The sequence below is a fragment of the Bradyrhizobium sp. UFLA06-24 genome (genome assembly GCF_054967145.1).
Genome location: NZ_JADFUE010000023.1, coordinates 100,334 through 111,217 on the forward strand (window position 1 = coordinate 100,334; position 10,884 = coordinate 111,217).

The 10,884-nt window shown below is 64.5% G+C and carries 11 protein-coding genes; 3 read left to right on the forward strand and 8 right to left on the reverse strand.

What is annotated here, in order from left to right; genetic code table 11:
- Positions 1–40: 40 nt before the first annotated feature.
- Entirely contained in the window at positions 41–1,681 is a 1,641-nt protein-coding gene (gene groL / locus IF809_RS20115) for a chaperonin GroEL (RefSeq protein WP_128965592.1), read from the reverse strand.
- A gap of 45 nt (positions 1,682–1,726) precedes the next feature.
- Positions 1,727–2,041 (reverse strand): co-chaperone GroES, encoded by a 315-nt coding sequence (locus IF809_RS20120; RefSeq protein WP_092293891.1) that lies wholly within the window; start codon positions 2,039–2,041, stop codon positions 1,727–1,729.
- A 402-nt stretch (positions 2,042–2,443) separates the two neighbouring features.
- Between IF809_RS20120 and IF809_RS20125 the strand changes: the two genes are divergently transcribed.
- Both IF809_RS20125 and IF809_RS20130 read left to right on the forward strand, forming a co-directional pair.
- Complete coding sequence (locus IF809_RS20125; protein ID WP_128965593.1) at positions 2,444–2,731, forward strand: usg protein; 288 nt, start codon at positions 2,444–2,446, stop codon at positions 2,729–2,731.
- Between the two features lie 158 nt (positions 2,732–2,889).
- The gene (locus tag IF809_RS20130) at positions 2,890–3,441 is read left to right on the forward strand and encodes a cupin domain-containing protein (protein ID WP_453983197.1); all 552 of its coding nucleotides are present in this window, start codon (positions 2,890–2,892) and stop codon (positions 3,439–3,441) included.
- A gap of 25 nt (positions 3,442–3,466) precedes the next feature.
- Here IF809_RS20130 and IF809_RS20135 read toward each other — a convergent pair whose 3' ends face one another.
- Entirely contained in the window at positions 3,467–4,717 is a 1,251-nt protein-coding gene (locus IF809_RS20135) for a NupC/NupG family nucleoside CNT transporter (protein WP_462838297.1), read from the reverse strand.
- Positions 4,718–4,890: 173 nt separating this feature from the next.
- On the opposite strand from IF809_RS20135, the gene IF809_RS20140 reads away from it, so the two are divergent.
- On the forward strand, positions 4,891–6,114 hold the full coding sequence (locus tag IF809_RS20140) for an MFS transporter (protein WP_164938607.1): 1,224 nt from the start codon (positions 4,891–4,893) through the stop codon (positions 6,112–6,114).
- A gap of 48 nt (positions 6,115–6,162) precedes the next feature.
- On the opposite strand, the gene IF809_RS20145 is transcribed toward IF809_RS20140, so the two are convergent.
- From IF809_RS20145 to IF809_RS20165, 5 genes are all read right to left on the reverse strand, one after another.
- Positions 6,163–6,921 (reverse strand): SDR family oxidoreductase, encoded by a 759-nt coding sequence (locus IF809_RS20145; protein WP_453983199.1) that lies wholly within the window; start codon positions 6,919–6,921, stop codon positions 6,163–6,165.
- A 24-nt stretch (positions 6,922–6,945) separates the two neighbouring features.
- Positions 6,946–7,704 carry a proteasome-type protease gene (locus IF809_RS20150; protein ID WP_128965598.1) on the reverse strand — a complete coding sequence of 253 codons (759 nt, stop codon included), beginning with the start codon at positions 7,702–7,704 and terminating at the stop codon, positions 6,946–6,948.
- An 81-nt stretch (positions 7,705–7,785) separates the two neighbouring features.
- Entirely contained in the window at positions 7,786–8,628 is an 843-nt protein-coding gene (locus IF809_RS20155; protein ID WP_453983200.1) for a transglutaminase family protein, read from the reverse strand.
- A gap of 60 nt (positions 8,629–8,688) precedes the next feature.
- Positions 8,689–9,633, reverse strand: a complete 945-nt coding sequence (locus IF809_RS20160; protein WP_462838298.1) for an alpha-E domain-containing protein — start codon at positions 9,631–9,633, stop codon at positions 8,689–8,691.
- A 4-nt stretch (positions 9,634–9,637) separates the two neighbouring features.
- A partial coding sequence (locus IF809_RS20165) for a circularly permuted type 2 ATP-grasp protein (protein ID WP_462838299.1) occupies positions 9,638–10,884 on the reverse strand: 1,247 nt, incomplete at its 5' end.

Genomic DNA, 10,884 nt, shown 5'->3' on the forward strand with positions numbered 1-10,884 from the left:
CCGCCTTGCGCTGCACCGCGTCCGGGACGACTTCGTCGCCTTAGAAGTCCATGCCGCCCATGCCGCCGCCCGGGGGCATTGCGGGACCGGCGCCGCCCTTCTTGGGCAGCTCGGCGACCATGGCTTCCGTGGTGATCAGGAGCGCGGCAACCGAGGCTGCGTTCTGGATCGCGGTACGGACCACCTTGGTCGGGTCGATGATGCCCTTCTTGACGAGGTCGGCATATTCGCCGGTCTGGGAGTCGAAGCCGTAATTGTAGGTCTTGTTCTCCAGGATCTTGCCGACGATCACCGAGCCGTCTTCACCGGCATTGATCGCGATCTGGCGAGCGGGAGCCGACAGCGCCTTGCGCACGATCTCGACGCCGGTCTTCTGGTCGTCGTTCTTGGTGCGCAGGCCCTTGAGCTGCTCGGAGGCACGAAGCAGGGCGACGCCGCCGCCCGGGACGATGCCTTCCTCGACAGCCGCGCGGGTCGCATGCATCGCGTCATCAACGCGATCCTTGCGCTCCTTCACCTCGACCTCGGTCGCGCCGCCGACGCGGATCACCGCGACGCCGCCTGCGAGCTTGGCGAGACGCTCCTGGAGCTTCTCACGGTCGTAGTCCGAGGTGGTTTCCTCGATCTGCGCCTTGATCTGGGCCACGCGCGCCTCGATGTCGGCCTTCTTGCCGGCGCCGTTGACGATCGTGGTGTTCTCCTTGTCGATCATCACCTTCTTGGCGCGACCGAGCATGTTGAGCGTGACGTTCTCGAGCTTGATGCCGAGGTCTTCCGAGATCGCCTGGCCGCCGGTCAGGATCGCGATGTCCTGCAGCATGGCCTTGCGGCGATCGCCGAAGCCCGGAGCCTTGACGGCCGCGACCTTCAGGCCGCCGCGCAGACGGTTCACGACCAGGGTCGCGAGCGCTTCGCCTTCGACGTCTTCAGCAACGATCACGAGGGGCTTGCCGGTCTGCACCACGGCCTCGAGCAGCGGCAGCAGCTCGTTCAGCGAGGAGAGCTTCTTCTCGTTGATGAGGATGTAGGCGTCGTCCATTTCAACGCGCATCTTGTCGGCGTTGGTGACGAAGTAGGGCGAGATGTAGCCGCGGTCGAACTGCATGCCCTCGACGACGTCGAGCTCGGTCTCGAGCGACTTGGCTTCCTCGACGGTGATGACGCCCTCGTTGCCGACCTTCTTCATGGCGTCCGAGAGGAACTTGCCGATCTCCTGGTCGCCGTTCGCCGAGATGGTGCCGACCTGGGCGATCTCGTCGTTCGAGGTGACCTTCTTGGAGTTCTTCTGCAGATCCGCAACCACGGCCTCGACCGCGAGGTCGATACCGCGCTTGAGGTCCATCGGGTTCATGCCGGCGGCAACCGACTTGGCGCCTTCCTTCACGATCGCCTGGGCGAGCACGGTGGCGGTGGTGGTGCCGTCGCCGGCCGCGTCAGCGGACTTGGAGGCGACTTCGCGCACCATCTGGGCGCCCATGTTCTCGAACTTGTCGTCGAGCTCGATCTCCTTGGCGACGGTGACGCCGTCCTTGGTGATGCGGGGAGCGCCGAACGACTTGTCGAGCACGACGTTGCGGCCCTTCGGACCGAGCGTGACCTTCACCGCATTGGCGAGAACGTCGACGCCGCGCAGCATCTTGTCGCGCGCTTCAACCGAGAATTTGACTTCTTTGGCTGCCATCTGAGATTTTCCTTGGATGTTTGACTGGAGGGAGGAGAGGGGCTCTTAAGCCGCCTTCTTCTTGGACTCGCTGACTTCGAGAACGCCCATCACGTCGCTCTCCTTCATGATCAGCAGATCCTGGCCGTCGATCTTGACCTCGGTGCCGGACCACTTGCCGAACAGCACGCGGTCACCAACCTTCAGGTCGATCGGGACCAGCTTGCCGGCCTCGTCGCGGCCACCCGGGCCGACGGCGACGACTTCGCCCTGGGAGGGCTTTTCCTTGGCAGTGTCGGGAATGATGATGCCGCCAGCGGTCTTCTCTTCTGCGTCGATGCGCTTGACCACGACGCGGTCGTGAAGCGGACGGAATTTCATGCAGTCCTCCTAAGCATTTGCACGGATTGAGGATTTCAACATTGTTAGCAATCTACGCTTGCGAGTGCCAGCGCAGGCGAAGGTGAAATAGGACAGGATTTTTGCGGGAGCAAGGGTTTGTAGCAAAAAAATCAGCACTCGGAAGTGCTGTCTGCCAAATTCGCTCTGGGATCGTTAACCGGGCCGGGAGGGCCTCCCCGGGGCCCCTTGGGGCCGTATTAGCACGGAGTGTTGTCTGCTGCTAAGGCATTGAATTTCAACAGCTTGTTAAACTTTTGGGCTTGAGATGAATTGTCAGTTTGCGTCACATTTCTTGTCTTATGTGAGCGCATCGTTTCCGGGTGGCTCCCGGGGCACGGACCAAGCCACCCCCCGTATGCGCTCCTGCAAAGGAGGTTTGGCATGGGACTGCGCGTTGGGGGCGTTTCCGAGGATTTCCGGAAACAGATGCTGGGCTACGGGCTGACGACGGCCCAAATTCTCTACCGGATGCCGGATCACCCGTCGCTGCTCCAGACCTACGTCTGGCAGAACTACGACATGTTTCCGAAATTTCCGGCGCTGACCGATTTCCTCGCCTTCTGGCAGCAGAAGCTCGACGGTCCGCTGCATTCGGTGACGGTGGCGCATTCCAAGCTGATCAAGCCCGCCGAACTCCGCGCCGTGGACGGCGTGTTCCGGCTGCATTGACGGCACCGCTCGCGTAGTGGGCAAAGGCGCGAAAGCGCCGTGCCCACGATCTCTCTCCGTGATTGCATCCGGCAACGGTGGGCACGCTTCGCTTTGCCCACCCTACGATATCTGTTTCCGTGCTAGCCTCTTCCCATAACAACAACGGGAGGCGGCCCATGGCCAAGACAACAAGCAAGAAAACCAAGTCGCGCAGCGCAGCCCAGACGGCCGTGAAGAAGCGGAGCGGCGCCAGGCCCGCCGCGCGATCCTCGGCCCGCAAGGCGGTGAAGGCGAAGGCGCGCACCACGCCGGCAAAGTCATCAGCGAAGACACCCGCGCGCCCCAGGCAGCGCATCGCCATCAGCCATCACCGCGAGCAAGACTTTAAGGCCGACGGCCTGCGCGCCTACGCAAAGTACCGCGATCTCGGCATTGCCGATGCGACCCACGGCCTCGCGCAAGCGCACGTGATCCGCCTGCAGGGGCCCTGCAATCCGGCCGAGGTCTCGAAGCTGCACTATCACGACGTCGAATTCCAGATGGTCTACGTGCTCAAGGGCTGGGTGAAGACCTACATGGACGGGCAAGGCGAGACGATGATGAGAGAAGGCAGCGCCTGGACCCAGCCGCCGAAGATCAAGCACATGATCCTGGATTATTCTGACGACGTAGAATTGCTGGAGGTGATCCTGCCGGCGGAGTTCAAGACGGTGGAGCTGAAGGCGTAGGTCTCGCAATGACGGGTGGAGAGACCTACGTCAGCACCCCGACCACCGCTCCCATCAAGCACGTCGTCAGCGTCCCCGATACGATCGACTTCAGCCCCAGCGCGTTGATCTCCTCGCGCCGCTCCGGCGCCATCACGCCGAGGCCGCCGATCATGATGCCGAGGCTGGCGAAATTGGCAAAGCCGCACATCGCATAAAGCATGATCAGCCGCGAGCGCGCGTCGAGCGCATCGGGCGGCAGCTTCGAGAAGTCGACATAGGCGACGAGCTCGTTGAGCACGGTCTTGGTACCCATCAGGCTGCCCGCGGTGATCGCCTGGTCCCATGGCAGGCCCATCAGCCAGCACACCGGCGCCATGATCAATCCAAGCAGCCGCTGCAGCGAGATCGCCGCGCCGCCGATGTTCGGCAGCAGGCTCAAGATGGCGTTGACGAGATAGACCAGCGCCACCAGCACCAGGAGCATCGCGACGATGTTGAGCAGCAGCTCAAGCCCCGCGCTCGTGCCTTTCACGATCGCATCCATGGCGCCGGAGACGTGCATCTCCGGGTCTTCCAGCGCGCCGCCGGTGCGCTTGTCCGAGGTCTCGGGCACCATGGTCAGGCTGACGAGGATCGCGGCCGGTGCGCCCAGCACTGAGGCGATGACGAAATGCGCGGCCGCGTCGGGAATCAGGGGCGCAAGCAGCGTCGCATAGAGCACCAGCACGGTACCGGCGATACCGGCCATGCCGCCGGTCATCACCAGAAACAATTCGCTGCGCGACATCTGTGAGAGATAAGGTCGCACGAACAGCGGCGCCTCCACCATGCCGAGGAAAATGTTCGCTGCGGTCGAGAGCCCGACCGCGCCGCCGACGCCAAGCGTCCGCTCGAGCAGCCAGGCCATGCCGCGCACGACCGGCGGCAGCACGCGCCAATAGAACAAGAGTGTCGTCAGCACGCTCATGACCAGCACGATCGGCAGCGCCTGGAACGCCAGGATGAAATCGGCGCCCGGCACTTTCAGCTCGAAGGGCAGGGCGCCGCCGCCGACATAGCCGAACACGAAGGACGAGCCGGCGCGCGAGGCCGCCGAGATGGCGCCGACCGCGTCGTTGATGGCGCCGAAGCCATGCGCGACCAGGGGCACCTTCAGCAGCACGATCGCGGTGACGAAGGTGACGACAAGGCCGATCAGCGCCTGCCGAAGCGAGACCGCGCGGCGATTCTCCGCGAGTGCGAAGGCGATCAGCAGCAATGCGAAAACGCCGAGTGTCGATTGCAGCCGCAGCATGATGGTCCCAAACCCCCAATGATTATGGCCGGACGCGCACTGCAAAGGCAATGCCGGAGGCGCCTCGGCGGCGCGCGCTGTTGACATCGAGGCCCGGCTCGGCCACGCGGGGCGCGTCGATATCAGGGGCCGACCAAAAGAGCGTGACCGAAGCGGCGATGCCAGAACAGCCAATGTCCGTCAGTCCGCCGGTCAGCGCCGGTGAGCTCCTCCGCCATCGCGCCTTCCTGTTCTTCCTGCTCTCGCGCAGCCTGTCGCGCTTTTCCAGCCAGATCGCGGCGGTGGCGATCGGCTGGCAGATCTACGACCTCACCGGCTCGGCTTTCGATCTCGGCATGGTCGGCCTCGTGCAATTCGCACCGACCGCACTGCTCGTCTTCGTCGCCGGCCACGCCGCCGACCGCTTCGAGCGCAAGCGCGTGGTGCAGCTCTGCCAGCTGGTGGAAGCAGCGACGGCGCTTTACCTCGCCGCGATCACCTGGTTCGGTGCGGTTGGCGAGGTGCATATCTTCGTCGCAACCTTCGTGCTCGGCATTGCCGGCGCCTTTGAGAGCCCGACCACCGCGGCCCTGCTGCCGCTGATCGCGCCGCAGGGTTCGCTCCAGCGTGCCACCGCCGTGTCAAGCGGCGCGGCGCAGGTCGCGACCATCACGGGTCCAGCCCTCGGCGGCTTTGCCTATGCGATCGCGCCGCATCTTGCCTACGCCGTGATGCTGCTGTTCTGGATTCTCGGGATGGTCCTGACCGGCTTCATCCAGCCGCGCCCGCAGGCGGTCGCCAAGGAGGGGACCGACGAGGACAACATCTTCGCCGGCGTCCGCTTCATCCGCCAAAATCCGGCGATCCTCGGCACCATCTCGCTCGACCTGTTCGCCGTGCTGTTCGGCGGCGTTACCGCGCTACTGCCGATCTACGCGCGCGACATCCTCCAGGCCGGCCCGGTCGGGCTCGGCGTGCTCCGCGCCGCGCCCGCGGTCGGCGCGCTCTTGATGACCATGGTGCTGGCGCGCCACGCCATCTCCAGGCATGTGGGCCTGCGCATGTTCCAGGCCGTGATCGTGTTCGGGATCGCCACGATCGTGTTTGCGTTGTCGCATTGGATGTGGCTGTCGGTGCTGTCGCTGGCCGCGCTCGGCGCGGCCGACACGATCAGCGTCGTGATCCGCTTCTCGCTGGTGCAGCTCGCGACGCCCGACGAGATGCGCGGCCGCGTCGGCGCGGTCAATTTCCTCTTCATCAACGCCTCGAACCAACTCGGCCAGTTCGAGAGCGGCCTGACGGCGGCCCTGTTCGGTGCCATGCCCGCGGCCGTGCTCGGCGGCGTCTGCACGGTCGCGGTGGCGCTGTTGTGGATGAAGCTGTTTCCCAGCCTGCGGCGGGTGGAGAGCCTGGAGTAGGCGTCGCTTGACGCCTACTGTGCATGGGGTTGTTTTCGCCTTTTTGCTTCAGCCCCGCCCGACAAACGGCATCTTCGTCGCCATGACCGTCATCGTCAGCACGTTGGCATCGAGCGGCAGGCCGGCCATGTAGGCGACGGCATCGCCGACCGCTTTCGCGTCCATGCGCGGCTCGTGCTTGGTGGTGCCGTCGGGCTGCAGCACGCCGGGGCCGTTGACCATGCGATCGGTCATCGGCGTCGCGGCGTTGCCGATATCGACCTGGCCGACCGCGATGTCGTACATGCGGCCGTCGAGGTTGCTCGCCTTGGTGAGGCCGGTGATGGCGTGCTTGGTCGAGGTATAGGCCGCCGAGAACGGCCGCGGCGCATGCGCCGAGATCGAGCCGTTGTTGATGATGCGGCCGCCGCGCGGGCTCTGGTCCTTCATGATGCGGAAGGCGTGCTGGGTGCACAGGAACGGGCCGGTGAGGTTGGTATTCACCACCGCCTGCCACTGCTCGAGGCTGAGGTCCTCGAAGTTGACCGCGGGCGCGCCCATGCCGGCGTTGTTGAAGAGCACGTCGAGGCGGCCGTAGGTGTCTTTCACTTTCGCGAACAGCGCGGCGATGGATTCCGGCTTGGTCATGTCGGCGGTCACGCACAGGCTCTTGCCGGCGGGGCCGAGCTTGGCCGTCTCCTCCAGCATCTCCATGCGGCGCCCTGCGAGCACCACGGTGAAACCGGTGTTCATCAGCGCCAGCGCGGCGGCGCGTCCGACGCCGGTGCCGGCGCCCGTCACCAGCGCGATCTTTTTCGCTTCACTCATCGTTTCCTGCCTTTTCTTCAGCTGTCAGGTTTTGGGTTCTTTTTCGTTCTTGTAGGGCGGCCGCGGAATGTTCTGATGCGCGGCGCGCAACGCCGCCGACCAGCGCGAGCGCAGGTCGTGGAAATAAGGCTCGCCCGCCTCGATGCGGTGGTTGAGGTCGGCTTCGCAGGCGTCCGCGCGCACCACCAGCACGTCGATCGGCAGGCCGACGCCGAGATTGGAACGCATGGTCGAATCCATCGAGATCAACCCGGTCTTCAACGCCTCGTAGAGCTCGACGTCGTAATGCATGGCGCGATCGAGCACCGGCTTGCCGTATTTGTGCTCGCCGATCTGCAGGTAAGGCGTGTCGGTGGTGCACTCGATGAAATTGCCGGCGGTGTAGATCATGAACAGGCGCATGCGCGCGCCCTTGATCTGGCCGCCGAACAGGAACGAGACGTCGAAGGACACGTCCTCGGATTTCAGCGCCGGTCCCTCGGTGGCGTGCACCGCCCGGATCGCTCGACCGATGCGCTGCGCGGCCTGGAACATGGTCGGCGCGTTCATCAGCGTCTCGACCTCGCCCGTGTTGGGATCTTCCAGACCCTCGGTCAAGGTGGAGAGCACCGACTGGCTGATGGCGAGGTTGCCGGCGCTGGCGATCGCCATGATGCGCTCGCCGGGATTCGAGAAGATATGGAGCTTGCGAAAGGTCGAGACGTTGTCGAGACCGGCATTGGTGCGGGTGTCGGCGATCATCACCAGACCGTCCCGAACCAGGATTCCGCAGCAATAGGTCATTTCCAGTCCCCGAACGCGTTTGCGCGGAAGTACTAGCCAATTTCGGGGGGCGGTCCAACCCCCGATTGTCGGGGGGAGGCGCTAGCTCTGCCGCTGCGACTGCGACTGGCCGCCGCGGCCGGCCTGCTCGACCTTGACCGTAACCGTCAGCGTCTCCGCGCCGCCGCCATAGCGGGTGCCGCGCACCGGCGCCGCGCCGAGATAGTCGAGTCCAATCGCGACGCGCACATGGGCGTCGGTGGTACAGATGCTGTTGGCGGGATCGAAACCGACCCAGCCGAGATCGGGAACGTATGCCTCGGCCCAGGCGTGCCCCGCGTCCTGATGCACGGTGCCGTCGGAGCGCAGGAAGTGGCCGGAGACGAAGCGCGCCGGCACGCCGCCGGAGCGGGCGCAGGCGATGAAGATGTGCGCGTAGTCCTGGCAGACGCCTCGCTTGAGCGTGAATGCTTCGGCCGCCGAGGTGCCGCTGTTGGTCGGATCCTCGTCGAAGGTCATGTGATCGCTGATCCCGCTCATCAGCGTGTGCAGGAAGCCGAGCGTGTCGCTCTCCGCCTCGCTGCGCAGTTGGCGCGCGACCGCCATCATCGCCGGATTGACAGTCGTGAGGTCGGTCGGACGCAGGAACATGCCGGCCGGGAAACGCTCGTCCGTGCCGCGCAGCACACCGCCGGTATCGTGAGTCTCGATCAGCCCTTCGGCGGTGATCTCGATGTCGCTGACGGGCCCGCAGGACAGCACATGGGTGACGTTGCCGAACGCGTCTTCGTGCATGTCGAGCTTGGTGTCGGTCGAGACGTCGATCTGCCACTCCGCCACATATTGCCCGTCATGGCTGCCCGGCGTCATCCGCAGGATCTGGATCACGCTCGTTGCCGCCGGCTGGTAGCGATAGGTCGTGGTGTGCAGGATTCGCAGGCGCATCGTGTTTTGCTTCCGTCAGTCCGGGCCGGTCCGTCGGGCGTCCCGGAATGACCGCGTGTATCAGATCAAATACTGCTTCGTGATGATTTCGCCCAGCCTGGAATTGTCGGCGATGAATTCCTGAATGAATTCATGCACGCCATGCTGGAAAATGTCGTTCATGTTGCTGTGTTCCAGCCGGTTGCGGATGCCGCGGGCGTGGCGCTGGGCCGGTCCCTGGCGGCCATAGGCGACGCCGATCTGGTCGAGGTTGCGCACGAGATTGTCGTAGCAGCTCGCCAGCGAGCGCGGCAGCGTGCCGTTGAGGATCAAGAGATCCGCGACCAGCCACGGCTTCAGCGTCTCGCGATAGACCCAGTGATAGGCCGTCAGCGCCGAGACCGAGCGCAGGATCGAACTCCACTGATAGAAGTCGAGCGGGCCGCCGACGTGTTCTTCTTCGGGCAGCAGCACGTGATATTTGACGTCGAGAATGCGCGCAGTGTTGTCGGCACGCTCCAGATGCAGGCCGAGCCGTGAGAACCAGTAGGCGTCGTTGCGCAGCATGGTCCGGTAGGCGGAGCCGTCGAAGCGCAGCGAGGTCTCCTGCACGAAGCGCAGGAATCTCGCCAGCTCCTCGCGCGTCGAGGTACCCTTGCTCCAGACCTCCTGCAACTCGATCCAGGCCGAGTTGATGGTGTCCCACATCTCGCTGGTCAGCGCGGTGCGCACCGAGCGCGAGTTCAGCCGCGCCGCCTCGATGCAGTTCCGGATCGAGGACGGGTTATCGGCCGAGAACGAGAGGTAGTCGACGACGTTGTGTTCGTTGGCTTCCTCGTGGGTCCGATAGAAGCTCTCCGCGACGCCGGCGGTCAGCAGCGCGGAATCCCATTCGTTGGTCTTGCCGATATAGGCGGCGGGAAGCGCGGTGACGCGCAAGGTCGCATCGATGGTGCGCGCGAGATATTCGGCCCGTTCGACGTAGCGGGCGAGCCAATAGAGGTTTTCGGCGGTACGCGACAGCATCTCTCTACTCGTCCAGAATCCAGGTGTCTTTGGTGCCGCCGCCCTGGCTCGAATTGACCACCAGGGAGCCTTCCTTGAGTGCGACGCGGGTGAGCCCGCCCGGCACGATCGTCGTGCTTTTGCTGCCGGTGAGCACGAAGGGCCTGAGATCGACATGGCGCGGCGCGAGGCCGCTCGCGGTGCAGGTCGGGCATGTCGAAAGCGCCAGCGTCGGCTGGGCGATGAATCCTTCCGGCTCGCGCTTGAGCTTCTCGCGGAAGGCCTCGATCGTGGCCTTTGTCGCGGCAGGGCCGATCAGCATGCCGTAGCCGCCGGAGCCGTGGACTTCCTTGACGACGAGATCGCTTAAATTGTCCAGCACGTAAGCCAGGTCCTTCGGCTCGCGGCAGCGCCAGGTCGGCACGTTCTTCAGGATCGGCTCCTCGCCGAGATAGAACTTCACGATGTCGGGCATGTAGGAATAGATCGCCTTGTCGTCGGCGATGCCGGTGCCGACCGCGTTGGCGAGCGTGATGTTGCCGGCCGCGTAGGCCGACATCAGCCCGGGAACGCCGAGCACGGAATCGGGGCGGAAGGTGAGGGGGTCGATGAAGTCGTCATCGACGCGGCGATAGATCACGTCGACCCGTTTCAGCCCTTCCGTCGTGCGCATGAACACTTCGTTGTTCTTGACGATCAGGTCGCGGCCCTCGACCAGCTCGACGCCGAGCTTGTCGGCGAGGAAGGAGTGCTCGTAATAGGCTGAGTTGTAGACGCCCGGCGTGAGCAGCGCGACACTCGGCTCGCCCGAAGCGCTGTGCGGCGCGACCGAGCGGAGCGCGGCGAGCAGCTCGTCCGGATAGCGCTCGACCGGCGCCACCCTGTGGCGGGCGAACAGATCCGGAAACAGCCGCATCATGATCTCGCGGTTTTCCAGCATGTAGGACACGCCCGAGGGGGTGCGTGCATTGTCCTCCAGCACGATGAAATCCTCGGCGTCGACGCGGACGATGTCGATGCCGGCGATGTGCACGTAAACGTCGTGCGGCACCTGCTGGCCATTCATCTCGGGTCGGAATACCGGGTTCTGGAAGATCAGATCGTCCGGGATCACCTCGGCGCGCAGAATCTCGCGGCCATGATAGATGTCGCGCAGGAACATGTTCAGCGCCTTGACGCGCTGCTTTAGCCCCTTCTCCAGCACCGTCCATTCCTTGCCGGACATGATCCGCGGGATCACGTCAAACGGAATCAAGCGCTCGGTGGATTCGG